Genomic DNA, 25871 nt, shown 5'->3' with positions numbered 1-25871 from the left:
TCTAAAGACTTTTACACGGTATAGGTCCAAGTCTTCAGACTTGGACCATTCTCTATGCCATTGGTTCAAGTCTCTAGACTTGCAACCATTACTTACAGAAGTCTTCAGACTTCCAGACTTCCCAGACTTCTCACCCAATAAATTTCACATCCAACACTTTATCCACCATCCCCGCATAATTTGCAGCACTGCTATATACATAATCCTCTGGCTGATATACAATTCCAGCCTTTACTGGATTCTGATGAATATAATTCAAGTAGTTTATCATCTTCCTCGTCGAATTTAACTCCAGTGGATGACTATGGTGCTGCCAAAATTGATATTTGGTATTGCTGGATTTAAAACTTCCCGCCCTTTCAAAAAAATATAACAACCAATCCCTCCTGCTTTCCTCCGTATTTTGCTCAATAGCCTCTAAAATTTTCACGGCAGTGTATTTTTTTACATCCCGGATGATTCCTTGAAGGGAACTCTTTCCTTTTCTACCAATAATAAGATGAACGTGATTGGTCATGATGACAAAAGCATACACTTCCAACCCTTTATTATCCTGGCAAAATTTTAAGGAATCGATAAATATATCCCTATAGCGATCCCGGGTAAACACGTCTATCCATCTTACAATGGTAAAAGTCACAAAATACAATTCATCTTGATCTCTGATCTGGTACTTTCTGCTCATTTTAACATCCTTTAAAACAAGCTAATAAAAAAATTGGAAGTCTGAAGACTTCCATAAAGTATGAGGTCCAAGTCTGAAGATTTGGACCAACTTGGATCATGCTGTCCATTGGTTCCAGTCTCCGGACTAGAACCAATACTTACAGAAGTCTTCAGACTTCTATACCATCTTCTGCTCGCTGGCCTCCAAGACCAAGGCCGCTCCATAGGCTGAGCCAAGCGGAAAATCCGAAAATTCCAATTCGCTTTCCGGAAGGTAATACCTTAACAACTCCATAAAAACCTCATTGTGGACAAAACCACCATCGATAAAAACCTTTTTGATACGTGAATTTCCCCTGGCCAATTTCAAGGACTCCACCTGCAGCAGGGTCAGTCCCCAGATCAATTGATGATAAGCTTCATCAAAGTTGGCAAAGGATGCTGGATTCCATTCATTCCCTTTATAAAGCGCTTTTACCAAAGGCGTCTCCGCTATATGTTTGGGGTAAAAGGTATTGCTCACCTTGCCCGTCTTGATCGCTTCGATGATGGCCGGGTTGGCAGGAACGGTTTTATAATATTTATCCGGTTTACCAAAGTGCTTGTTAATTCGGTCGATTTGGTAATTAAATTCATACCCCATGAAAAAACGGGATGCCTTCACCGCCTTGCCCTCGATACTGAGGAAATTTAGGCAGTCATTGTGCAATTCATCCTGCGTCAGCGGGTCTGTTGTAAAAGGATTCAGGGAAATGCTCCAAGTACCGGTGGAAATCAATAGAAATGGCTCCTTCACCCGCACCAAATAAGAGGCCAAGGCAGAGGAACTGTCATGGATGCCTACACCGATATCCACCTTGCGCCCGCACAGCTCGACCTGATACAATTGTCCAGTCGCTACGATATCAGGAAGTACTCGGTCTATGCCTTCCTGCTTTACCCAATCATGATATTGGTCTTTTTGGAAGTCCCATAGCCGCGTATGACATCCAATGGAAGTCGGCTCGCTGACGGCCTTTCGGGTAAACAAATAGCTCAAGTACTGAGGGAAATGCAGCGAATAGGCAATCTTCGAAAATAAGTCGGGCTTGGTCTTTTTCAGCCAATACAGCTGCAAACCTGAATTGAGCATCCCAAGGGATGGAGATGCCGTTTCGAGGTTATTGGTTTCCTCCGGATATTGACCATAAAATTCGTCGATAATTTCCTGAGGGATTTCTTTCAGGTAATTATAAAGTGGCGTCAGCGGAATCCCGTCCGCATCAATATGTACAAATGATGCACCGTAGGTGGAAAAATTAATCCCTTTTAGCGCATAATCCGGTGATTGACATATCCCTTCTACCGTGGATATAATCCATTTGGAAAGCGCCTCCAAATCATCACATTCAAAACCATCTTCATCCTCTGTCAAGGGGATTTTATTGTACTCCTGCTTGATCTCATTACTATGCTCATCAAACAAAAAGAACTTCTTATTGGTCTTTCCTATATCAAATATGGCTATTACCGGAATTGGCGTCATGGGGCAAGTTAATTAAGCTTCGCGTTAGAAGCTGGTAATACAAAGCCGGCAACCCAGTTCAATTTTTTTCAGAAGAAAATTTTCAAACCTATTAAACCCTTGAAAAAAAGAGATGAACGGATTACCGGAATTTGCTGTAATGATTTTAAGGTTTTGGCTGGGTCAATGCGGGAATGCCGAACAAGCCAACAACGGTCTCAATTCCGTCATGCTCTTCAACCTGTCGGCAGACCAGCCCGCAATGACGTCAAACGGTCCATTAAAGTCCCGTAGAGATCACTTTCTCACCACGCTGGGCTATCAGCTCCTTACGGACATTAAGTTTTCTGTATGCTGCTATCGGATCCAGGGCTCCATCAGCCTGCAGCCTGGCCTCAGCCAACAGCGGCCGGACATCCGTACGGTATGCGGCCTGAAGTATTTCCTGTGCCAAGGTGGGATCATTGTTTTCCCTGGCCTCTTCCAACGCCCCACGGTCCACCAAAAGGGCCTGGGCATACGCCATTTTAATGGCTTCCAATGACTGCAACAGGTCCTCCAATGGATCCTTCAGGTTATGGCTGGCATCGATCATCCATGCAGGATAGGGATTGTCCGAAGAGGGGTCTTCCATACCGTCCACCAACTCATTGAAGATCAAGAATAATTGATATGGTTTAAGCGAGCCCACTGTCACATCGTCGTCCCCATATTTGGAATCGTTGAAATGAAAACCGCCGAGCTTGCCCACCATCATCAGGGTGGCCACGATCTGCTCGATATTGGTATTGGGCAGGTGGTGGCCCAGGTCTACCAAGCTGTACGCTCGATCTCCCAACTTATCGGCCAACATGTGCGAGGTACCCCAATCCTGGATAACGGTCGAATAGAAATTCGGCTCATAGGGTTTGTATTCCACAAACAACTTCCAGTCCTTAGGCATGCCTGCATATATTTCGCGGAGCGATTCCAGTGTGCGCTGAAATGCCTTTTTAAAATTCAGCTGGCCTGGGAAGGATGATCCGTCAGCTAACCAAACCGTCAACGACTTGGATCCCAGGGCATCGCCATATTTGATCACTTCAAGGTTGTGTTTCACCGCCTGATCCCTTACGGCCTTGTCGGCATGGCAAAGGGAACCGAACTTATAGGACAGCTCTTGATCAGGCTGGTCCTGAAAAGTGTTGGAGTTTACTGCATCGAAAATCAACCCATGGGAAGCAGCCAGTTCTTTGGTGGCTTCCACATCATTGGGGATATCCCATGGAATGTGCAATGAAATCGCCCCCGCAGATTGGCTCAGCTGATGAAGCAGACCTACATCGGCAATCTTATCCTCCAAGGTACCTGGCTCCCCACCCCCGGAAAACCTTCCGAAACGGGTCCCCCCCGTGCCCAGCGCCCAGCTCGGCACGGCCACTTGGAATTCCTTGAGTTTCTCCACAAGTACATTGGCATCGACACCCTTCTTTCCCAGCACACTGCTCAAATGATCAAAACTCTCCCGGTGGTCCGGGAGAGCCTGATCGTTTACTTCTTTTATTTTTTGCTTTTCTATTCGCATAATTATCTCACAAAGGCAGCGGCTACACCGCCATCTACATTAAGAATATTACCTGTACATTTGCTTAGGTCGCCCCCCACGAAGGCAAATACTCCGTTGGCAATGTCATCCACACCGATGATTTCGTTCAGAATGGTCCTTTTTGCATAGAAAGCCGGCAGTTCCTCCACGGTAATACCGTAGGCCTTTGCCCTTCCTTTTGCCCATTCGCCTTCCCAGATCTTGCTTCCCTCGATCACGGCATCTGGATTCACCACGTTTACACGGATCTTGTCCTTTCCCAGCTCGGCTGCCAAAAGCCGGCTCATATGAACCTGGGCAGCTTTGGCCGTACCGTACCCCACGTTGTTGGGACCGGAAACCAGTGCATTCTTGCTGGCAATATTGATGATGTCCCCGCCTAAGTTCTGTGCTCTTAGGGTTTCCACACCAGCTTTGGAAACGGCAAACTGGCCTTTTACCAAAATGTCTTGTAGCAGGTCCCAGTCCTTCTCGGAAGTTTGCTCGATTGGTTTGGAGATGGCCAGACCAGCACAATTGACGATAATATCCACGCCACCAAATTTCAGTGCGGCTTGTTTATAGGCCTTCACGATGTCGTCACCTTTGGTTACGTCCATCACAGCTCCTCCGCCCACGTCTTTGGAATAAGTGGCTACAGCCTCATCCAGACGTTCTTGGTTGATATCAGTGATGAATACACAGGCACCTTCACTGGCCAGTTTATCGGCAATCGCTTTGCCAATACCACCGGCACCGCCCGTCACCAAAGCTACTTTTCTGGAAAGCGGCTGCTCCTTAGGCATTCTCTGAAGCTTGGCCTCTTCCAGCAACCAGTATTCGATATCAAAGGCTTCCTGAAGGGGCAAGGCCACATATTCGGAAACCGCTTCCGCACCGCGCATCACATTGATCGCATTGATATAGAATTCACTGGCCACACGGGCAGTCTGCTTGTTTTTGGCATAGGAGAACATGCCCACTCCCGGCCAGATGATGACTACAGGGTTCGGATCACGCATTGCGGGACTGTTGTCACGCTTATGGTCTTCATAATATTTTTTGTAGTACGCCCTGTACTCTTCAAAATCCTTGTCAAGCTTTTCCTTGATCTCATCGGCTTTGCTCAAATCCACATCAGCAGGGAAATCCAGTACCAAAGGCCTGATTTTGGTTCTGAGGAAGTGGTCAGGACAGCTCGTACCCAATGGCGCCAGTTTTTCAAGGTCATGGCTATTGGCAAACTGCAATACGCGCTCGTCATCGGTGAAGTGTCCCACCATTCGGTTATAGCCAGAAGCCAACCCTCTCAATACCGGGGCGATGATGGATGCCTGCTCTTTACGTTGTTCAGGAGCGAGGGATTCGATCATTTGTCCACCGAATACAGGACGATCTTTGCCGTAATTTTGTTCCAAGTACTCGGATGCCTTGTCAATGACCTCAAGGCTGTTGATGTAGCATTCGTAAGCTGTATCTCCCCAGGTAAACAGTCCGTGTCCGCCCAGCATGATGCCGCGGATACCGGGGTTCTCGTTCAGTGCCTTTTCCAATTGCAGGGCCAGGTCAAAGCCGGGACGCTGCCACGGCACCCACGCAATCTGACCTTCGAAAAGCTCCTCGGTGATCTTCTCACCATCCTTGGAAGCAGCAATCGCAATGGCCGCATCAGGGTGCAGGTGGTCAATATGCCTGAACGGCAAGAAAGCATGCAAAGGGGTATCAATGGAAGGTGCCTTGGAATCCAGGTCATAGATACAGTGGTTAAACAGCCCTACCATCTCATCTTCAAACTCCAGTCCCCTGTACACATTCTTCAAAGAATGAAACTTCTCCACATAAAGTCCGGCAAGGCCACTTCTCTTCAAGGTACCGATGTCACCACCTGAACCTTTTACCCACATCACCTCGGTCTCTTCTTTGGTCAAAGGATCCGTTTCCATGGTCTTGCAGCTGGTGTTGCCGCCACCATAGTTGGTAATGCGAAGGTCGGCACCAAGAATGTTGGACCTGTAGATCAAAAGGGCTACCTCATCTCCTTCAAGTTCCTGGGCTTTTTGCTCATCCCAGAGGTAGTTTACATGCTTAAAAGTACGTTCTGCTGTGCTCATTATGTTATGTGTTTTTAATTTGCAGATTTGAAGTTTATAATAGCGAATTTATCCTTTTAAAACTAAAATACTGTCCTGTTCTGTACTGATAAAACCGCTTACATAAAGTTTTGATCGCCAGCCATATTACTGGACAACAAATCGAATTTCCTCGTCAGCGGCTTTTTCTCCTCCTGCCCAAAGCACGTTGGCTTCTGCATCATAAGCCCAGCCTGCATTACCCTCCTTTACCGCAGCTGCACCCAACTGCGTAAGATCATTCCCATTGAGATTAACCGCTTTGGGCTCCACATCGGTATGGATCTTTAGCACATAGCTGCGCGTACCGGGATGATAATCCCCTTCTGACTTACCTACCCTAACCTCCAAACCATCTTCATCCGATGTGGCCTGAAAGAGGGTTTCCGCATAGTGCCCATCCATGTACTTTTCAGACACTCCATCATCTTCAAAAAGACGGTATCGGGAAGATGCTCCTGGGAAAATGTCGAGGGTGATCGTACCATAGGCTTCTTTGTTATCATAAGCCACCTCATCCTGCATCGGGATAATCGCCCCTTCTTTCACAAAAATTGGCAACTCCTCAAGTGGGGTGACGATATTATAGTATTGCTTGCCTTTATATTTGGTGCCATCCCAGTAATCATACCAAGTGCCTTCGGGCAAATATACCGTGCGGGTCTGCGCTTCTTTGGTCAGAACGGGACAAACTATCATCTGTTCACCAAAGTAATATTGATCATCCACTGTATAGGTATTGTAGTCATTTTGGTGCTCCAATACCAAGGCCCGCATGATCGGCTTACCCGTCTGGTACTGTTGAAATGCTGTGGTATAAATGTATGGAATCAGGCGATAGCGTAGTTTGTCGTACTGCGTAAAGATTTCCTCTGCCTTGTCACCATAGTTCCAAGGCTCTTTATATCCTGGATGATCCATGCCAAAAACGTGCGCCACCGGACTGAACATCCCAAACTGCACCCACCGAGCAAACAGTTCCGGATCCGCATCATGCTCAAAACCGCCCATATTATGCGACCAGTATCCTACACCCGAAAGGCCAATATTGATCCCGGCTTTGATGACGGGGCCATAATACTGCCATTCACTGGGCCAGTCTCCTGCCCAAATAAAGGGATAACGCTGAATCCCGGCATAACCTTCTCGGGTATGGTTCATCCCTCGCATACCGTTATATTCTTTAAATTTCTCATAAGGTGCTTTTGCATAAGCCACGGGAAAGGCATTGTGCAGCCTTCTGGCTTCTTCCGTCCTTGGGCCAGTCTTATCGCTTTCATTGGCCTTCCGGCCAAAAGCACTTCCTTCGTCGGTTTTCAGGAACATGGCACCAATCTCCGCAATGCGCATCACGCCATTTTCCCACCACCAATCCACGGCCTCTTCATCAAAGAAATTGACAAATTCACCTGGATTGTTTTCTTCTGGATAGACATAGCCTTTGGCCCTGGCCTGATTGAGCAAATCCAGTTTTTTGCCATTATCGAACCGGGGTCTCAGGTGGAGCCCTACCATGTTGATATCCATCGCATAGAGGCTGTCAAACATACTAGCAGGATCCTTGAAGGTTTCCCTCCATTCAAAAGTAGTGGCCCCACTTCCGCCATTTTCACCAAACATCCTCCATGTAGAATCCAAGTGCAAGACATCAAATGGAATTCCTTTTTCCCTGTATTTTCTGGCCAGCTCCACCACATAATGGGTACTGGTCATTTCTTCATGTCCCCAGGTACCTCCACTATAAGTACCTACTTGAAGCCCATGCGCAAAACGCGGCAACAACGGCGACCTTCCCGTCAGCCCAGTATAATGATACAGCAGTTTGGAGAAATCCGGTCCATACATAAAGAAATAGTCCAGCTCACCTCCCTCGGCCTCGAAGCTCAGGTGCTCATTGCTCTTCGAGCCAAGGTCCCAATGTGTGGCATAGGAATTATGGAAAAAGATTCCATAGCCTTTTGTGCTCATAAAAAACGGCACCGGTGCATAATTGGCCTCCAGCACATTGTAAGCTCCGATAATATGAGGCCTGCCCAATCCTCTGCCTACATTCAAATCCACTTCTTTGCCCCGACGGTCCACAAAATCCATTCGCTCGCCAAAACCGAAAAAGTGCTCATCAGGCTGTAGGGTTTTTACCGCTCCCACTGTACCACCATCCTGATAGGCACCACCGTCAGCGTCTGCGACATCCTCACCCGAAAGCAGGTTCCCCTGGGAATCATACACCATTAGGTTTAAGCTGTATTGGTCCACTTTCACCGTTAGTCTCCCTGTCTCAAAAACAAAAGCTCTATCCTCCTTGGCCGTTTTTACAGGAAGCAGGTCAAAGGCTTGCTGCTTGAGCATATAGGAATAGTGCTCCTCGGGCTGCTCGCCCCAAAAAGTCTTCACTCGAAAGACATCCGGGGAATGAAACTGCAACTGCAAGCTTTTGTTGCCGGCAGAAACGCGGTAGGTGTTTTGGTCTTTAGAAAGTTCTCCTGTAGTGCTTTGGGCTGTTAAGCAGCCTATTTGAGCCAAGAAAATGATAAAAGCTGCAAAGAAATGTTTACTATTCATGTAGCTGTTAATTGATTTTATAGGTTTATTTACGGTAACTTTATTTTCAGATTGGAAAGCGGGGTTTCACCTTCCGAGGGAAATATAATGCATTTCTTATCCAATGGTGTACTTTACTTACCTGTCCATAAATCAGATGGGAGTATAGTACCTGTTTATAAATATTTCAAGACGAACACAACGGCATGGACATGACTGGACATGCTTCCCCTCTTGAGAAGAAGTAGGTACTTGTACCTAACTTTCCCTGCGTATTCAGCAACCAAAACAGTATGGTGCAGGATGAACCTTCGCCCTGCCAAACTTATATTGGGAAATCGAATGAATAAAACTATGCGAGTAGGACTCTTTATACCTTGTTATGTAGATCAGTTTTATCCCGGAGCGGCACAAGCAACCTTGGAGCTTCTGGAAAAATATGGCGTAGATGTCATCTATCCCCTTTCTCAGACCTGCTGTGGCCAGCCAATGGCCAATTCCGGCTATGAAAGCTATGGGAAAGATTCCGCTGATCTATTCATGAAAAACTTTGGTGAATTCGAATACATCGTGGCACCATCGGGAAGCTGCACCCTTCACGTCAAGGACCATGTCCTTCCCAAAACCGAAGGGTCGCCCAAAATCTTTGAGCTCTGCGAATTTCTTACGGACATTCTGAAAGTGGATCAAGTGCATGCAAGTTTCCCCTACAGAGTAGGCTTCCACTCCAGCTGCCATGGGCTTCGTGGGCTTCGGTTGGCCAAATGCTCTGAACGAATGGATCCAGAATTCAACAAACCCCTTTCCTTATTGAACATGGTGAGCAACATCCAAATGGTCGAACTGGACCGCAAGGATGAATGCTGTGGCTTTGGAGGAACATTTGCGATCGCCGAGGAAGCCATTTCTGTCACCATGGGAAAGGACCGCATTGCAGATCATCAGCGCAATGGTGTAGAAGTCCTTACTGGTGCGGACATGTCCTGCCTCATGCATATGCAAGGCCTGCTCAAACGCCAAAAAAGCCCCATCAAAGTAATGCACATTGCCGAGATCCTGAATGGAAATGAAGTAGTAGGAAGTACTGAGATTTGAGTCTCAAGAAGTGAGATCATGGAGATAACCCGTTGTGCCTAGGGCTATGCCCTGGCACGATCAATAGTGAGCTCGCAGCTCAACGTACGAAAACCAGCCTTTGATAGTCCCGCATCAGAGGTAACAGCATAATTTAATGGAAACATGAAATTAAAGACCCACGCCGAAGAAGCGGCAGAATTCATAAAAGATGACGCCAGAACACATTGGCACGACGACACCCTCTGGCATGTACGCTCAAACAGGGACCGCTCTGCCCAGGGAATTCCTGAGTGGGAGACCTTACGGGATACGGCATCCGCCACCAAAGACTATGTGCTTTCACATATAGATGAGCTATTAGAACAGTTTGAGGCCAATGCGAAAGCCAATGGTGTCGAAGTACTCTGGGCCAAAGATGGCAAAGAGCACAACCAACATGTTTATCGCATCCTCCAAGAGAACAAGGTTAAAAATATTGTCAAAAGTAAATCCATCCTTACCGAGGAATGTGGACTCAACCATTACTTAGAAAAGAAAGGTTATGATGTCGTCGACACCGACTTGGGCGAACGCATCATCCAATTTGCCAAACAGACCCCAAGCCATATCGTTTTACCTGCCATCCACCTCAAAAAACAGGACATTGGCGATATTTTCCACAATCATATTGGTACCAAAGCAGGTGCCAGTGACCCCAACTACCTGACCGAAGCAGCGAGGCAACACCTCCGCAAAAAGTTTGTACAGGCCAATGCCGCCATTACCGGGGTCAACTTCGGCATTGCGGAGACGGGAGGCTTTGTGGTCTGCACAAATGAGGGCAATGCAGATATGGGAACACACTTGGCTGATGTCCATATCGCATGTATGGGGATCGAAAAGCTCATCCCACGTGCCGCTGACCTAGGGGTATTCCTTCGGCTTTTGGCACGGAGTGCTACAGGACAGAGCATCACCAATTACAGCTCCCACTTTCACCGACCTGCTGAAGGCAAAAAGCTGTACATCATCCTTGTGGACAATGGCAGAACAGACCAACTTGGTCGCGAGGACTTTAAAAACTCCCTGAAATGTATCCGCTGTGGCGCATGTATGAATACTTGCCCTATTTATAGACGAAGTGGAGGACATAGCTACAACTACACTGTGCCCGGGCCGATAGGATCGATCTTGTCTCCTGGGAGGGACCTCAAGAAATACAGCTCACTGCCATTTGCCTCGACACTTTGTGGCTCCTGCTCAGACGTGTGCCCGGTGAAGATCAATATCCACGAACAACTGTACAAATGGCGTCAGGTAATTGCTGAGAACACAGACATGGACCGAAGCAAAAAGTTGTCCATGAAAGTGGCCGGAATGACCTTTGGCAAACCTGTACTATATGATCTGGCCGGGAAAGTAGCAAGAACCGCCCTGAAGATCACCCCTAAAAGCTTGGTTTACAGCAGCATCAATGTTTGGGGAAGACACCGGGACCTACCCGAGGTTCCCAAGGAGAGTTTTAAGGAATGGTACAAAAAAAACAGAAAACAATGACCAGCAAGGAAGCCATATTAGGAGCCATCAAAAAGAACAAACCCGCCGCAAGCCCCTTACCGGATTTGCTCAAGTTTTCCGATGAAACCAACCTCATTGAGCGCTACGAAAAGGGTCTTACCGGCAATGGTGGTAAGTTACAAGTAGTGGATACTTTGGAAGAACTGGATGCTTTCGTAAAGGAAAATTACACAAACGACCAGCTCATCGCCTCCTTGGTGGATGAGGTAAATGGAAATGTAGATGTAAGCAAAATTTCCAATCCGCACGACTTGGAGCATGTCGAACTTGCCATTTTGAATGGAGAGCTTGGCGTATCCGAAAATGGTGCCATTTGGATGCCCGAAAACAATGTCGTCCACCGTGTACTTCCCTTTATCGCCCAGCACCTGATCATTGTCATTCGCGAAGAAACATTGCTTACCAACATGCATCAGGCCTATGAAAAGGTCAATGTAGCCGATGGTGGTTACGGTGTCTTCATTGCCGGCCCCTCAAAAACGGCGGATATCGAACAATCCCTTGTCATCGGTGCCCATGGCCCGAGAAGCTTGACGGTGTTTTTGGTAAAAAAGTAACTGCCAGAAGCTATCAAAAAAGAGGCTGCTTCGCAAATCAAGCTGTAATGACACCGATCTGCGAAATAGCCTCGCACTTTTTCAACCTTCTATTTCCCCCGCACACCTTACCAAGTATCCCTATTACTCCTCATTCAGGTCCAAAATCTTTTGGATATCTTTAAAATCTCCAAAAAGTACAAGGATATCATTTTCCTCTATAATAGTGTTTCCACTGACCACGCCCAATACCTTTTGCCTTTCTTGCATATTGCCAAAGAGATTGGGACGGTTCCGTACTTTGATAATCGTCAGGATATTGACATTAAAACTGTTTCTTATGTCGGTTTCCCCTATGGTCTTGCCGACAAAATCTTTCGGTGCATTCACCTCTACGATGTTGTACCCGTCAGAAATATCAAAACTGTCGATTACGCCTTTCATCTCCAACTTTTTGGCCAATCGCTCGGCCGTTTCTTCCTCGGGGTGGATGATTTCATCGATACCGATGGCCTTGATGACCGTCTCGTGGGTATTGGTAATCGCCCGGCTGATGATCCTTTTGGCCTGTAGTTCCTTAAAAACGGCCGTGGCCATAATGGAAGCGCCCATATCTTCGCCAATGGCGATGAGCACGACATCGGTATCCTTGATAGGCAAGTTTTTGACAGCTTGTTTATCGGTCGCATTCATGCAGATGGTATGGGTCACCTTTTCCTTGACCCCTTCGATTTTCGACATATCACTGTCCACACCAATGACTTCATGGCCTTTATCGGTCAATCGGGCAGCCAAATAAGCCCCAAAATTGCCCATCCCTACTATGATAAATTTCATATCGTTAGTTTATTAAGTTACTGGTTGTTCTGTCATACGACCAACACTCCAAAATCCCCTATATTAAGCACTATAAACCCCATTTCTTACCATTTACTGCTCGCTAATATACGTATCTCGATCTCAGGTAATAAAGACACTTTCTTCTGGGTAACGGTAGCTCAGGTTTTTCACTCCCTTGCTCACCGCAATCAACAACGTCAGTATCCCCACCCGACCAATAAACATGGCCAGTATCAATACCATCTTGCTTCCAAAGCTCAAGCTCCCGGTAATCCCTAAGCTTAGCCCTACAGTGGAAAAGGCAGAAAATGCCTCAAAAACCACACTCAACAACGGTAGGTCACGATCAAATAGCATCAAGGCAAAAACGGCGGACCCGATGACCATAAAAGAAAGAAATGTCACTGCAAAAGCCTTTCTCAAGGTGCTACTTGATATTTCCCTTCTAAACACCTCCACCCGATCTTTCCCTTTGGCAATGCTAAAAGAACTCAGGATGGCCACCGCAAAGGTACTGGTCTTCAAACCACCTCCAGTGGAACCCGGAGAAGCTCCTATCCACATCAGCAGCAAATATATCAGCACGGTAGGTACAGAAAGTGCCGTCATGTCCACGGTATTAAATCCAGCTGTACGTGGCGTCACCGCTCCAAAAAAGGCAGTCACCATTTTCCCATAGCTGTCCCGCCCTGCCAAGGTATGGTCATATTCCAGCATCCAGTAAGAAGCAAAACCCACCAGTATCAATATCCCCGTCGTGATCACGATCAATCTGGTCCCGATATTCACCACTCGGGGCAAATGCCGGTAGCTTTCCCTGTAAACAAACTTTCTATACATCCCCCGGATAAAATGCTTCAAATACCCATAATAGCTGAGCACCACGGGAAAACCTATCCCTCCCAAAATAATGGAAAAGGCTATGATCAGCTGCATATTATAATTGTCTCGGAACCCTTGCTCGTAAAGGCCATCGCTGAGAATGCTAAACCCTGCATTACAGAAACCGGAAATACTGTGAAAGATGCTGAAGAATAGCATTTCCCCCACTCCTCCAAAAAGCTCACTTTCCAATGAGAAAAAGATCAAGATGGCCGCTATTCCCTCTACTAAAAAAGTAAATAGTATTATCTTCAGCAATGTGCTGAAGATCTGGCCAAAGTCCTCCTCATTTATAAAGTCTTTTAGGAAAAGCTGGTTCTGGATACTGAAGCTTCCCCGGAAAAAAAAACCAAAAAAACTGGTAAAAGTCATCATTCCCAAACCACCCAACTGAAACAGGAGCATAATGATCATTTGTCCGAAGAGCGTAAAATCCTTGGCTGTATCCAACACAATAAGCCCCGTAACACATACTGCACTTGTAGAAGTAAAAAGGGCATCTATTAAATGGATGGGCTTATGAGCCGAATTGGGCAACATTAACAGAACTGTCCCAATAAGGATCAACACCAAAAAGCTCAGGATAAATATCAATGGGGGATTCAGCTGTAATTCATTGACACCCAAGCTTATTTTTGAAAGCTCAATCAAAAACACCCCGGCCACCAATAAATCCACCAAGAAACGGTCGGTCGTCGCTTGGGTGACCACGTCAAGCCCCGGGATAGAATAATCCGTAAAAATAAACATCAATATCCCACTGATGATCAGGATTGCGATCAGTTCTGATATTCGTTTTTTGGTAAAGGCTCCCGTTTTGGCCTTGACCAAAAAGTACAGGGCAATATAACCAGCCCAAATCAATGACAGCATTAGCTTGAGCACCATATGGGAATCTGTCGCTGTCAAGAAGGGTTTTTTGAAGCCTTCTTCATATATCACCAAGGCAAACCCCGCAAAACTAAGCACCAAGATGACTTTTTCGATGATTTGTTTGATGAGCTTTTTATCTACATACATACCTATCCATTAAATGCGGTAAAGTTAGGCCAACTTGATATAAAACGAATAACAATTTAGGGTTTATTTAGCATTAGAGCCTTGTACCACAGTATTTACAGTGATAGGCATCTTTATCATGCCCCATGGCATGGCAGGTATGGCAGGCCCGATCGCCTTGCTTTTCCCGCTTTGCAGAAGCCGATATCTCCGAAGTGACTATTCCTGTCGGAACCGCAATGATCGCATAGCCCAGCAGCATGATCAGCGAGGCCATCAATTGTCCCAAGGGTGTGGCAGGAGAGATATCGCCATAGCCTACCGTGGTCAAGGTGACAATGGCCCAGTACATCGCTGTGGGGATGCTGGTAAATCCACTCTCCGGCCCTTCGATAAAAAACATGACGGTACCCATTACCAAAACAATGGTAACGACAGATCCTAAGAAAACCTGGATTTTCAAACGGCTGTTGTACAACGCATCCGTCAGTACCTGTGCCTCCCGCAAGTAACGCCCTAGCTTAAGCACCCTGAGCACTCTCAAAAACCGTAAGGCCCTGACCACTGCCAAAAAATGGCTATTGGCCACGACCAAGCTAAGGTAAGTGGGCAAGATCGCCAGTAAATCCACTATTCCGTAAAAGCTAAAAACATAGCCTGCAGTACGTCTGCTCAGCCATACCCGCAGCAGATATTCGATAGTAAAAAGCACCGTAAAACTCCACTCTAGGAGATAAAATACCGTCCCATATGCATTGTGCAGTGCTTGAACAGAATCTAAAATTGCAATCGTCACACTGCCTAAAATCGCAACCAAAAGCACCACATCAAAGCGCTTCGAAGCAGCATCGTCAGACTCAAAAACGATATGGGCAAGCCTTTTCCTTGTCAATTTCATGGTCAAGCCATCTACTTTACACTTTCCCTATCCTTATTGTTCACTCTGCTTGGCAATGATCCATACGGCATGGATTATCCCAGGGATAAACCCTAAAAGCGTCAGCAGGATATTGATCCAAAAGGATTTGCCCAATCCCACGGTAAAAAAAACCCCTAAAGGAGGTAATATCACTGCCAATATAATGCGAATAAGATTTGTCATGATGTTCTTGTTATATTGTCTTTCGTTAAATAGAAGATGAATCGTCTTCTTCTTCGTTAAGGTGATGCTTGTCGAGCAACTTGCCATAGGAACCTCTCTTCAAATGATCATTTGCAGGCTCTCCAATCAGGAAACTAAAAGGCTTCGTGGCATCGGTCATTTCAAAGATAATCTTCATCACGGCCACCATTGGAATGGCAAGGATCAAGCCTCCCAGGCCAAATAGCATTCCTCCCAACAACAACGATATAATCGCTACCAATGGGTTCAAGCTGACCTTTCCCCCTACGATATTTGGCGTGATGAAATTCCCTTCCAGAAACTGTACCACCTGAAACCAACCAATGACGCCCAGTGCATACCAAGGGCTATCCATTGTGGCCAAGGCAAATAATGCCGGAACCAACGAACCGATCGCCACCCCAATGTACGGAATCAAGATCAAGATCGCCGCCAAGGTCCCAAAAAACCAGGCGTATTCAAGCCCCATCACCAACAGCCCCACTGTATTGAGCACCGCAATGATGCCCATGACCATCACTAACCCCAACAAGTAACTTTGGATGACATGATAGATTTTATTGATCGTATTCATCACCTTGCTTGCAGAAGCACCTTTGATAGCCTGTATCAGAAAATCTTTGAAAAAATCCCTGTAATACAAGAAAAAGAACGTATAAAGTGGCACCAAAACACCATTGGCCAGGGTTCCTCCAGCTGAACTGAAAACAGATGTCAGGTATTTCCCAACTCCAGAAAGGGACTCTTGCCCCTCTTTGCGAATCCGTTGGATAAGCTCTCCCGGCTGAAGCCCAAAGGTTGACTCCAACCAACTTTGGATTTTATCATAAATGTCACCAAAATTATTGGCAATATCCTGTCCGTCCTTACCAATAACGATAACTTGGTGAACAATAAAATACAGCAAGCCAGAAAGGACCAAGGTAGCTACAATGACCGAGATGATGGATGCTGCAGCCCTGGGCAGTTTTATTCGCTCCAGAAAGTTACATAATGGGAACAACATAATAGCGATCACCAATGCAAACATCAATGGAACCAACACACTTTTCAAAAAGTAGGCGATGGCCACTGTCAGAAACAGGACGATTAGTTTTGCTGCCAGTATGATGCTACTGGGATATTGCTTTTCCATAAAAATCTCTTAAGTGTACTTTTAAAATTATTTCGGTTAATCGATGTTCTCCCCAGGAGTATCGAAGATAATCCCCATTTTTTTTGCCCTTTCTTCCCATTTGCTCCGTGCCAAAACCTGCATGTCCTTCTCCTCATCGCTCTCGTCCTGAATCTCCATTCCCAGCAGCGTTTCCAGAATGTCCTCCATGGTTACTATACCTGACATCCCTCCATATTTATCCACGACAAGGGCGATGTGCTCCCGCTTGTTCAGCATGGTTTCCAAAACCGACGGTATAGGGTAATGTTCATATACGATGGTAATCTCGCGCTTTAGCTCCACAAGCTTTTTGCCAAAATGGTCTTCTGCAAGTTCTGCCAGCACATCATGCTTCATGATATAACCCGTGATGTCATCAATAGTTTTGCTATAAATCGGAAATCTCGAAAATCTCCTCGAATCTGACTTTGCATAAAAATCCTTTACCGTTTCATTTTCTTCCATGGCCACCGTGACCGTTCTGGGAGTCATCACATTGGTCACCAATATAGATCTAAACCGGATCAGGTTCTGGATGATCTTTGACTCATCTTCCTTAAAGACACCTTCCTTGGTGGCGATGGTCGCCATGGCTGCCAATTCCTCACGGCTGGTGGTATGCTGTTCCTCGGATTTGAAAAACTGCGTCAAATACTCCGAAACCTTCACCAACGGATATAACCCATAGATCATCACCTTAAGGATTCCCCCAATAAACGGCGCCAGTTGTTTCCAGTAATTAGCGCCGATGGATTTGGGAATAATCTCAGATAACACCAAAATGGCAATGGTCAATCCTGCAGAAATATAGCCAAAATACTGCTGGCCAAACACCTCTACCGCCTGTGCCCCTACACCTGCAGCACCTACGGTATGTGCGATGGTGTTAAAGGACAAAATAGCCGCCAAGGGCTGGTTGATATTTTCTTTTAGCCGCATCAACTGCGTGGCATATGCTTTTCCCTTTTCCTGCTGTGTAGCAATGTACGAAGGTGTAATACTTAGTAATGCTGCTTCCAGCGTGGAACATAAAAAAGACACCCCTATCGCCAGCGTCAGGTAAAGGATCAGTAAAACCATAAATATTGATGTGGTATTATCATTTAAATTACTAAAAATTCACAGGTTCTTCAATTACTCACTTAAAAATCATGCCATGACGTGCAGCCATGGCATGATTAAGTTATTTTTTTGGGATCTATGTGCAAATCTTAATATATAGAAATGTCACATCACTAATTTCATATCCTTAGATTTATTTCACTTCATATTCCGGTACGTTTGGCTTGACCGGAGGATGTTCCTTTAACAGCCTTAAGGTCTCTTCAATAGCTTTCTCCAATTGTGGATCCTTTCCATTGGCCAAGGCTGTCGGATCTTCCTCCACTTCAATATCGGGATCTACACCATGCCCTTCCTTAAACCACTCACCACTCGGATCAAACATCCTAAAAGTAGGTACTGTCACCGAACCGCCATCGATCAAGGAAGGTGCGCCAGAAATACCGATCAGGCCTCCCCAAGTCCTGGTACCGATCAGTGGGCCAAGGCCTGCCTTACGGAAATAATCCGGAAATGCATCACCACCTGAGCCACTCCAGCCATTGATCAGCATTACCTTCGGACCAAAATTAGCGACTTGTGGCCATTGCCAAGTCTCTCCATCCCTGACAGCCCAAAAAGCCAATGGCTCTCTGTTCAGCAATTCGATAAACCGGTCTGGAATCTGGCCGCCGTTGTTGAAGCGCTCATCGATGACCAGCCCTTTTTTGTCAAATTGCGCATAAAACATCCTGGCCAGCTCTTGTTGACCGTCATAGCCTGTGCTTGGCACATAGATATACCCAATTTTGCCATCCGTAGCTTCTTCTACACGCTTCCTATTGGATTCGATCCATGCGAGGTTTCGCAAACGGGTTTCTGTCCCCATAGTGGTGACCATCACTTTTTTGGCACCATCCCTTGATGCCTGATCATTTACCGTAAGCTCCACGGTCTCACCTGCCAAGTCCTCAAAAGCTGCCCAAGGGGACTTTTCCATATCCAATGGGACACCATTTACCGCTAGGATAAAGTCTCCTTCACTGATATCCACACCAGCTTCATCGAGTGGTGATCTGGCCTCATTGTCCCATGGGGCTCCACGGATAATTTTCTTCACGTAATAGGCATCATCTTTCACTCCCCAATCAATGCCCAAATAGCCCACTGCCTTGCTGGAAGCACTTTCTGTATCTCCACCGCCACGGTAGGTGTGAGAGGCACTGATCTCCCCGATCAGCTCCCCGATGATGTAGTTGACATCTTCCCGGGTGATGGCATGATCGATTAATCTGCCATAATGGTCCCGCATGGCCTCCCAGTCCACACCGTGCATATTGGGATCATAGAAGAAGTCCCTTTCTAAACGCCAGGCATCGTTAAAAATCTGCCGCCATTCTTCTTTGGGCACAAGGGTCATCTCCATCCTGTCAGTGGGCATTTTGTCCGCTAGTTTCTTGCCCTCTCCGATGGCGATCATACCAAAGGCACCTTGGGAAACCACCAGTGCTTTTTCACCATTGGCCGTCAACCGATAACCGCTGACATTGCCCATCACAGTCTTGGATTCGCGCTCCTCTAAGTCATAATAAGCCAGTTCGGATTGGTGGGATTCAGCACCGGTGACAGGATGCTTGAGGTACAGGACTTTGCCTTTCACGGCACCTAGGCTGCTATAATTCCCTGCTGCTGGTGGTAAAACCACCATTCGTCGCTCCAAACCGTCCCAATCGATTTTAATGGCCTTATCGGCCTCTTTTTCCTCTTCTTCGGCAGTATCTTTCTTTTTATCCTTGTCTTTCTTTTTATCGGATTTTTCATCGGCTTTTACCGATGTGCTGTCATTCTTTGGAGCTAGCGGACTGACGGTGTCCTTGGTAAGGGGAATGGCCGCCAACTGGGTGGCATTGGCATAGACCCAAGTGCCCTCAAAGTCACTGTACACGGGATCAAAGTCCCTATTGGTCAGACAATACAGATACTTCCCCTCTGGCCCAAAAACAGGACTATTGTCACTGTAAAAGCCCGAGGTCACCTGATGGAGCTTGGTCTCTTCAGTATCAAAAATCGCAATGGCATTGTGCTGATTGGTCAGGTTCTTTTCGAAGGCCATGTAGCGACTATCGGGCGACCAGGAAACGGAAAAATTATCCAAGCCATATTGAAACAGGGATAGCTGCTTGTCCACATGAGTGGTCTTGTCTTTTTCCTTGTCATAAACATAAATGTCCATCGCCTTGTCCACGAAAGCCAGCTTTTTGCTGTCCGGAGACCAAAATAGCTGATAACGGTAACCAGCCCCGTAAGCACTGAGTTCCTTTTCCTCACCGCCGTTTTTCAGGTCTTTGACTGTCAACTCATATTCGCCTGAGCGATCACTCCAGTATGCCACGTAGCGGCCGTCAGGTGACCAAGAAGGATAGCGCTCCGCCACTCCGGAAGACTGTGTGAGATTGATCACTGGACCATCCTTGGCAGGAACTGAGAAGAGCTCTCCTCTAGCTTCGAACACCGCTCGGTTACCGTCATAGCTGGGCCACACATTTTGGATGTAATCGTTTACTTTTTCCTTACGGGGCATAAGGGAAGCCACATCACTGCTCACCTGTATGCTTACTGGCAAATATTCTCCAGAAGAAAGGTTCAGCAGGTAAATTTCCCCGCCTGCCGTAAAGACAATTTCCTCATCTCCAATACTTGGGAATAGCACATCGAAATCACTAAAATCGGTGATTTGCTCAATTTCCTTGCTGGTCAAGTCATAGCTGTAAATATTGTTTCGCTGATGGGATCCGCGATCGGACAAAAAATAGATCTTGTCCTCCGTCCACATGGGAAATTCGTCATTAAAGATGCTATTGCTTATATTCTCCGAAGCATTGCTAGCCAGATCAAAGGTATAAATATCCGTCGCCATACCGCCTTTATAGCGTTTCCAGGTCCTAAATGCCCTGCTTTTGGGCGTGTAGGCGATCTTTCTGCCATCAGGGGAGATCATCCCAAACTCCCCATAGGGAACTGGGAGCTTCTCGGGCAGTCCACCGTCCACAGACACTTTATAGAATTGGTTGTAGCGCTGCTTTTCGCTTTCTCGGGAAGAGGCAAAAAGCAGGTGCTCGCCGTCACCATACCAGTCCACCATCCGATCACTCATGCCGTGGTAGGTCAATCGTGCAGGAACACCACCTTGGGTGGGCATCACATAGACATCTGTGTTGCCGTTATAGACCCCACTGAAGGCTACCTTACTGCCATCAGGTGAAAACTTGGGGAAGGACTCTGTCCCTTTTGAGGTCGTCAGCCGATTGGCCAAGCCACCCGATTTGGCCACAACCCAAATATCACCGCCATAGCTGAAAGTGATATGCGAATCAGATACATCGGGGTACTGCGCGATCTTGGCATCCACCTGCGCCCAACTGGCAAATGGTACCAGCAGTGCAGCACCAAGTAATTTGCTAAGTTTTGTCAACATGCTCTCTGAAAGTTTTTAAGAAAAATCAATTTGATACAAAAGCCCCAAGCGTACGCTATCGTGCACAATCCCAACCAAAAACCGTTAGGGCATACCAAAGATAAAAAAATCCCTGAAAGTGTTGTGAAATAGAAGGCATATTGAAAAACTGAACGATTAGAAAATTGGGGATTTCATCCAAGACTTTCGGATCACCAGCAGCAGCCACAGGCAAAATGCATTTATATCTGCCGTTCCTACGGAACTTACCCTTTTGTGTGTAATCATTTTTGGTGCAGGTGACCACCTGCACCTTCTATATGACCCTCCGCCAATGACGGAAGCCATACATTTTTGGGACTTTTTAACTGAATCCGCCTTGCAGGTATTGGGCGTTAAGAAATTAAAAAGCGAGCGGGCAAAAAGGCAGGCTTGTTTGACGAAATGCTGACCAAAAGAATGTTGGAAGCTAAAATGAAGGAGTTTGCCTGCATGAGGGAAGGTTTTAATTTTAGCCCAATAGCTGCACAGCGGCGGGGTTTTTTGGTCACTTTTTTGACCTGAAGCAAAAAAGTAACAAAGGTAAAGGGATGAAAACCACCCAGGGATTTAGCTAGAAAAATAACTGCCCAAGGGAAAAATATAGAACCCATATTTTCCAGATACACACTAACTAAACTGGATTGAACCCCAAATATGCGTTAGGAATCGTAGTGAGAGCTGAAATTGCAAGAAAATCAGTTAGTTTGGAGGCATTAGCGTAGCACCGCTACGGTTATGCCGAAAACTAAAGTGAAATGGCTGATTTTGAAGCAGTTTCAGGTAGCAACAGATAGGCTAATGCATATTCCGGGTTTAAGGTTGGAAAGAGGGTCAATGAGGAGCATCGTTTTTTAATGGAACGCAAACAGCGCTGATTGGGCAGATTTTGACTGATTCTATTTTTAAAAATTGTTAAAGCCTAAAATTAATTGGCTGTTTTAACTCGCTTTCAACGGGGTTTCCTGACCTGTCCTGAGCGGGTATAAAATCCCAAGGGTACCGCGACATTACCCTAACGGCCTCATGCTGTAGGCTCAAATCAACATCCTCAGGGTTCATCACATCAACTCCAATCAATTTTCCTTCGGAATCTATCTTGAGGCTCAAGTAAACATTTCCTTCGATCCCTTTTCGGCGACAGTCTTTTGGAAACCTGAGGTTCCTATCCAAAAACTGCGCATGATCCTTAAAAGAGACACGTAACCTAGGGCGGTAATAATCGACATCTGATGTTGATTTTTCCCCTTTTTCATCCACCACCCAGCCAGAAATTTCAGTATGGCTCTTATACTCATATTCAGCAAACTTTTGGCCTTGGTCATAGTAGCGATATGTTGTTATTTGGTTAATACAATCTGTATATACCAGCCTGGTTGTATCGCCACTATCATTATAGGTTATGGTGATACGCTCACTGGGTTTACTATTGGCTGAAAAAAAGATGATATACTCGGAATCAATATTATATAAAGTGTCATATATAATTGAATGCTTTTCGCTTATAGTATCCATTAAAATTTGTTCAAAATAATAAGCGCTGTACTTATCCAAATCCTTGATTTCAATTTTGTATTTATTCAAGGGAATAAAATCCTGTAATGGGACGAAGTCCTGAGCAAAAAGATTATTTCCCAAAACAACAAAAAGTAATAGTAGCAATTTCTTATTCATAACATGATAGGAGTAAAACAGAAATGTTGATTTCATGGCCTAATAAACCTAAGCACAACAAATACATGGTCGAAATATAGAAAAATAAAAGAAAAAAACGTGGATATTGCTACCCACGTTTTCGTATAATAAAGGTTAATTAACTAACTATTGAAGGCACATTATCAGAAAGTGTAGCCCAGTTTGATGCTGATTTCCGTACCTGGAGAAAGGCTGGTGAAGATTTGGTCAGCAGCATTGTAAGAGCGGAACACTTCTTCTTTTTTATCATTCAGCAAGTTGGTCACCTTCAAGCCGGTCTGGAACCGGTCATCTGCGCCAAATGACTTGTTGATGTTCAGGTTCAAGCTGTGGAAAGGCACCGTGTAAGTGTCCGTTCTATTGGCAAAGCCTATATAAGACAAAGTGCTTCCCTGCACGTTATAGTAAACGCCAGCTTCCCATCCGGATTCCCAGTTTTCGTAGGCCAACCCGGTGTTGATGATATAGGGTGCTTGACCGGCCATATCCCGTGTGGAAGAGATTTCTTCTCCTTCCCTTGCGGAAAGCTCTCTGGACCGTAACTCAGATTCGGACATCTGAATGCTGGATTGGGTAAAGGTAAGGTTGGCATTAAAGAAGAAATTTTCTGCAGCCGGAGTGATGATATCAAGTGACTTTCTCACTTCCAACTCTACCCCTGTCACTTGCCCATCACCTACATTTCTAGGCTGGAAGGATCCAGGGTCAGAAAGGAACTGAACCATTTCGATCGGATCGGCAAATCTTTTATGGAAAAGACTGGCTGAAAATATCTCACCCCGCTTAGGGAACATTTCCCAGCGAGCGTCCAAGTTATGAACTCGAGTGGACTGTAGGTTACCATCCCAAAGCACATCTGCACCGCCATTTGTCCGCTCTTCAAATAAGCCCCCTACAAATGTTCTTCCCGAAATCGGATCCAAAATTTCTGCATATGACATCTCTTTAAATGAAGGCCTTGCGATAGTTCTGGAATATGAAAAACGTAGGTTTTGGATTTCTCCCAGGTCATAGATCAAGTTAAGGGTAGGGAAGAAATCAGTATCATCAAGTACCTTTTCATTATCGTAAACGATGGTAGCCGTCTGGTTTTTACCAGTGTAATACTGTTGATATTTTTCCATACGAACGCCGATGATCGCCTTAAGCTTTTCCCAAGGAGTAATCTCCGTATTTACATACACACCAAGGTTATTGATGCTGGCATTGTATTCATTCGGGTTATTGGGCAAAAACAAAGGATCATACCGGATACCGTTCACGTGATCAGCCGAAAACAACCTGTCTTCAGTAAACACATCATTGGGATCCCCGTTAAATGGATCAGTATTGTTGTTATCGCCCATGGGAAACTGAAAGCTCTGGATCAAGAAATCCCGTTGCTTGTAGGTATAGCTGGTTCCGAAACCAAACTTGGCAGGGCTATCCCTAAACGTGTAGTTCTTAATGACATCTACTTTTCCTACTACATTGTCCTCCTCCAGATTTCTCCATATCCGCTCGGGAAGTCCCACCTCAGTGGAGATAGAGTTATTGGTATCCCTGAACCGAAGAATTCTTACATCCGGATCATTGATTACCGATCTAGTTGGCGAAACCTTCCAGTTTAACTCCCAATCATTTGTTGGACCCAACTTATGTTCACCACTTAACAGGATATTGGTCAACGAACGCTCACTGTATTCGATATTGTACTGATTAGCCCCGTAAACGGTTCCTACATTGGTACTCTCAAAATCAAACTGTCCCACTTTGGACTCGCCATTTTGCAGGCGAAGGAGATTCAATTTGAATTTGGAAAGACCTGTTTTGTAGGCCACGCCAGCCATTCCACCCAGAAGGACATTGTTTACTCCATAATCACCAATCTGGGTTTCTAGTGGAGTCAACTCATATTCGCCGGCATCACTTGGCTTACCAAACAAATTATACTCTGCATCTTGGAAAAAGGTAGTTTCATTGCTATAGGTCAATGCTAAGTTATAGCCTAATTTATTATCATTCCCTACGGCCACTTGGTTACCATAAGATAGCCCTAGACTCATGTCCATCAAGCTGCGATCACGATAACCGCCCATGGTGGGATTGAAGTCCCTTAGTATCCTTTGGTATTCTTGTCCTCTGGGGCCATCAGGATTGCCGACCACCTGAGCGTACTGGGGTATATCTGTACTACCTCCCGTAGGAATATCACGGTAACCATTATCAAAGCCTAAAAAATCTGTACCACTACCATTCACACGAAGGTAGTTACTGTTAAAGTGCATGGAAGGATTGTAACCTCCACTAATGCTTACTTTGAATGTTTTTTCTTCTGGAAAATCCTTCGTTTCGATATCCACAACACCTCCGGTAAAGTCTGCCGGCAGGTTACTGGTAAATGACTTGGATACAATAATATTATCCACCACGTTAGTGGGGAAAATGTCCATTTGGATAGAGTTTCGGTCAGGATCCAGCCCAGGAATATCCACACCGTTCAAAACGGTTTTGGTATAGCGATCGCCCAGACCACGAATGTAAACATATTTTCCACCCTCGATGGAAACTCCCGTCACCCTTTTGATGGCAGAAGCAGCGTCGCTGTCCCCGATTTTTCTGAAAGTGGAAGCAGAAATACCGTCAATCACATTGGCAGCATTTCGCTTTACGGTCATCAAGGCTGCCTCAGTGGTCCTGATCGCTTTGGCAGATACCACTACAGACTCCAATTCTTCAGTAGCCTCCCCCATTTTGATGTCACTTAATAGTGTGACCTCACCAGGCTTTACCTCTACACCACTGATTTCTACTTTGTTAAAAGAAATGAAAGACGCTACAAGCGAATAAGTTCCGGGCGCAAGCTTGATTTCAAAAGCTCCGTCCAGGTCCGTAACAGCACCGGTCTGTGTTTCTTTAACCAACACAGAAACCCCGATCAAAGGTTCTCCTAAACCTTCGTCAATAATGTTTCCTCGAATGGTTCCCTGCTGGGCCAAAGCGAGTTGAGGGATAGCAGCAAATACCAAGAAGGTAAAGGCTACAAAGATCTTTTTCATTGTTTTTAGAATTATATGTTACAGCGAACG

General features: G+C 45.8%; 18 protein-coding genes. 3 read left to right on the top strand and 15 right to left on the bottom strand.

The genetic code is table 11. The annotated features are described in order from the left end of the window. Positions 1-130 precede the first annotated feature (130 nt). The 5 genes from FDP09_RS07150 to FDP09_RS07130 all read right to left on the bottom strand — a co-directional run bounded on the left by FDP09_RS07150 (position 131) and on the right by FDP09_RS07130 (position 8425). Positions 131-685 (bottom strand): REP-associated tyrosine transposase, encoded by a 555-nt coding sequence (locus FDP09_RS07150; protein ID WP_137402009.1) that lies wholly within the window; start codon positions 683-685, stop codon positions 131-133. Between the two features lie 159 nt (positions 686-844). Continuing rightward, the gene (locus FDP09_RS07145; protein WP_137402008.1) at positions 845-2191 is read right to left on the bottom strand and encodes an FGGY-family carbohydrate kinase; all 1347 of its coding nucleotides are present in this window, start codon (positions 2189-2191) and stop codon (positions 845-847) included. Positions 2192-2450: 259 nt separating this feature from the next. Next, positions 2451-3734 (bottom strand): TIM barrel protein, encoded by a 1284-nt coding sequence (locus FDP09_RS07140; RefSeq protein ID WP_137402007.1) that lies wholly within the window; start codon positions 3732-3734, stop codon positions 2451-2453. A 2-nt stretch (positions 3735-3736) separates the two neighbouring features. Beyond that, entirely contained in the window at positions 3737-5845 is a 2109-nt protein-coding gene (locus FDP09_RS07135; RefSeq protein ID WP_137402006.1) for a bifunctional aldolase/short-chain dehydrogenase, read from the bottom strand. Positions 5846-5971: 126 nt separating this feature from the next. Then, positions 5972-8425, bottom strand: coding sequence for a glycoside hydrolase family 31 protein (locus tag FDP09_RS07130; RefSeq protein ID WP_137402005.1), 2454 nt, complete (start codon positions 8423-8425; stop codon positions 5972-5974). Positions 8426-8758: 333 nt separating this feature from the next. On the opposite strand from FDP09_RS07130, the gene FDP09_RS07125 reads away from it, so the two are divergent. The 3 genes from FDP09_RS07125 to FDP09_RS07115 all read left to right on the top strand — a co-directional run bounded on the left by FDP09_RS07125 (position 8759) and on the right by FDP09_RS07115 (position 11595). Next, entirely contained in the window at positions 8759-9499 is a 741-nt protein-coding gene (locus tag FDP09_RS07125) for a (Fe-S)-binding protein (RefSeq protein WP_137402004.1), read from the top strand. 144 nt (positions 9500-9643) lie between these two features. Further along, positions 9644-11017 (top strand): lactate utilization protein B, encoded by a 1374-nt coding sequence (locus FDP09_RS07120; protein ID WP_137402003.1) that lies wholly within the window; start codon positions 9644-9646, stop codon positions 11015-11017. Next, positions 11014-11595 carry a LutC/YkgG family protein gene (locus FDP09_RS07115; RefSeq protein ID WP_137402002.1) on the top strand — a complete coding sequence of 194 codons (582 nt, stop codon included), beginning with the start codon at positions 11014-11016 and terminating at the stop codon, positions 11593-11595. Before FDP09_RS07120 ends, FDP09_RS07115 begins: the two co-directional genes overlap by 4 nt. A gap of 123 nt (positions 11596-11718) precedes the next feature. On the opposite strand, the gene FDP09_RS07110 is transcribed toward FDP09_RS07115, so the two are convergent. The 10 genes from FDP09_RS07110 to FDP09_RS07065 form a co-directional block, all read right to left on the bottom strand. Next, on the bottom strand, positions 11719-12411 hold the full coding sequence (locus FDP09_RS07110) for a potassium channel family protein (protein WP_137402001.1): 693 nt from the start codon (positions 12409-12411) through the stop codon (positions 11719-11721). A gap of 123 nt (positions 12412-12534) precedes the next feature. Beyond that, complete coding sequence (locus tag FDP09_RS07105; protein WP_137402000.1) at positions 12535-14316, bottom strand: TrkH family potassium uptake protein; 1782 nt, start codon at positions 14314-14316, stop codon at positions 12535-12537. Positions 14317-14389: 73 nt separating this feature from the next. Next, entirely contained in the window at positions 14390-15193 is an 804-nt protein-coding gene (locus tag FDP09_RS07100) for an ion transporter (RefSeq protein WP_137401999.1), read from the bottom strand. Between the two features lie 33 nt (positions 15194-15226). Beyond that, entirely contained in the window at positions 15227-15397 is a 171-nt protein-coding gene (locus FDP09_RS07095; protein ID WP_137401998.1) for a YqaE/Pmp3 family membrane protein, read from the bottom strand. A gap of 25 nt (positions 15398-15422) precedes the next feature. After that, complete coding sequence (locus FDP09_RS07090) at positions 15423-16553, bottom strand: AI-2E family transporter (RefSeq protein WP_137401997.1); 1131 nt, start codon at positions 16551-16553, stop codon at positions 15423-15425. A 36-nt stretch (positions 16554-16589) separates the two neighbouring features. Beyond that, a complete protein-coding gene (locus tag FDP09_RS07085; protein WP_137401996.1) occupies positions 16590-17654 on the bottom strand; it encodes a hemolysin family protein in 1065 nt (354 codons plus the stop codon). Positions 17655-17829: 175 nt separating this feature from the next. After that, entirely contained in the window at positions 17830-21090 is a 3261-nt protein-coding gene (locus FDP09_RS07080) for a S41 family peptidase (protein ID WP_137401995.1), read from the bottom strand. Positions 21091-21464: 374 nt separating this feature from the next. Continuing rightward, positions 21465-21722, bottom strand: a complete 258-nt coding sequence (locus tag FDP09_RS07075; RefSeq protein WP_137401994.1) for a hypothetical protein — start codon at positions 21720-21722, stop codon at positions 21465-21467. Between the two features lie 301 nt (positions 21723-22023). Next, on the bottom strand, positions 22024-22782 hold the full coding sequence (locus FDP09_RS07070; RefSeq protein ID WP_187328818.1) for an energy transducer TonB: 759 nt from the start codon (positions 22780-22782) through the stop codon (positions 22024-22026). A 164-nt stretch (positions 22783-22946) separates the two neighbouring features. Then, positions 22947-25841, bottom strand: a complete 2895-nt coding sequence (locus FDP09_RS07065; RefSeq protein WP_137401992.1) for a TonB-dependent receptor — start codon at positions 25839-25841, stop codon at positions 22947-22949. Positions 25842-25871: the final 30 nt, after the last annotated feature.

Origin of the sequence: Echinicola rosea, assembly GCF_005281475.1 — a bacterium.
In the GTDB taxonomy this organism is placed as follows: Bacteria; Bacteroidota; Bacteroidia; order Cytophagales; family Cyclobacteriaceae; genus Echinicola; species Echinicola rosea.
Note: the sequence above shows the minus strand (reverse complement) of the source record. Positions and strands in the feature narration are given on the sequence as shown.

Excerpts from the sequence above, each read along its gene's own strand:
- FDP09_RS07135 (WP_137402006.1), bottom strand. The coding sequence starts at position 5,845 with ATGAGCACAGCAGAACGTACTTTTAAGCATGTAAACTACCTCTGGGAT.
- FDP09_RS07115 (WP_137402002.1), top strand. The coding sequence starts at position 11,014 with ATGACCAGCAAGGAAGCCATATTAGGAGCCATCAAAAAGAACAAACCC.
- FDP09_RS07150 (WP_137402009.1), bottom strand. The coding sequence starts at position 685 with ATGAGCAGAAAGTACCAGATCAGAGATCAAGATGAATTGTATTTTGTG.
- FDP09_RS07090 (WP_137401997.1), bottom strand. The coding sequence starts at position 16,553 with ATGGAAAAGCAATATCCCAGTAGCATCATACTGGCAGCAAAACTAATC.
- FDP09_RS07100 (WP_137401999.1), bottom strand. The coding sequence starts at position 15,193 with ATGAAATTGACAAGGAAAAGGCTTGCCCATATCGTTTTTGAGTCTGAC.
- FDP09_RS07145 (WP_137402008.1), bottom strand. The coding sequence starts at position 2,191 with ATGACGCCAATTCCGGTAATAGCCATATTTGATATAGGAAAGACCAAT.
- FDP09_RS07140 (WP_137402007.1), bottom strand. The coding sequence starts at position 3,734 with ATGCGAATAGAAAAGCAAAAAATAAAAGAAGTAAACGATCAGGCTCTC.
- FDP09_RS07065 (WP_137401992.1), bottom strand. The coding sequence starts at position 25,841 with ATGAAAAAGATCTTTGTAGCCTTTACCTTCTTGGTATTTGCTGCTATC.
- FDP09_RS07120 (WP_137402003.1), top strand. The coding sequence starts at position 9,644 with ATGAAATTAAAGACCCACGCCGAAGAAGCGGCAGAATTCATAAAAGAT.
- FDP09_RS07095 (WP_137401998.1), bottom strand. The coding sequence starts at position 15,397 with ATGACAAATCTTATTCGCATTATATTGGCAGTGATATTACCTCCTTTA.
- FDP09_RS07130 (WP_137402005.1), bottom strand. The coding sequence starts at position 8,425 with ATGAATAGTAAACATTTCTTTGCAGCTTTTATCATTTTCTTGGCTCAA.
- FDP09_RS07085 (WP_137401996.1), bottom strand. The coding sequence starts at position 17,654 with ATGGTTTTACTGATCCTTTACCTGACGCTGGCGATAGGGGTGTCTTTT.
- FDP09_RS07110 (WP_137402001.1), bottom strand. The coding sequence starts at position 12,411 with ATGAAATTTATCATAGTAGGGATGGGCAATTTTGGGGCTTATTTGGCT.
- FDP09_RS07105 (WP_137402000.1), bottom strand. The coding sequence starts at position 14,316 with ATGTATGTAGATAAAAAGCTCATCAAACAAATCATCGAAAAAGTCATC.
- FDP09_RS07080 (WP_137401995.1), bottom strand. The coding sequence starts at position 21,090 with ATGTTGACAAAACTTAGCAAATTACTTGGTGCTGCACTGCTGGTACCA.
- FDP09_RS07070 (WP_187328818.1), bottom strand. The coding sequence starts at position 22,782 with ATGAATAAGAAATTGCTACTATTACTTTTTGTTGTTTTGGGAAATAAT.
- FDP09_RS07075 (WP_137401994.1), bottom strand. The coding sequence starts at position 21,722 with ATGGGTTCTATATTTTTCCCTTGGGCAGTTATTTTTCTAGCTAAATCC.
- FDP09_RS07125 (WP_137402004.1), top strand. The coding sequence starts at position 8,759 with ATGCGAGTAGGACTCTTTATACCTTGTTATGTAGATCAGTTTTATCCC.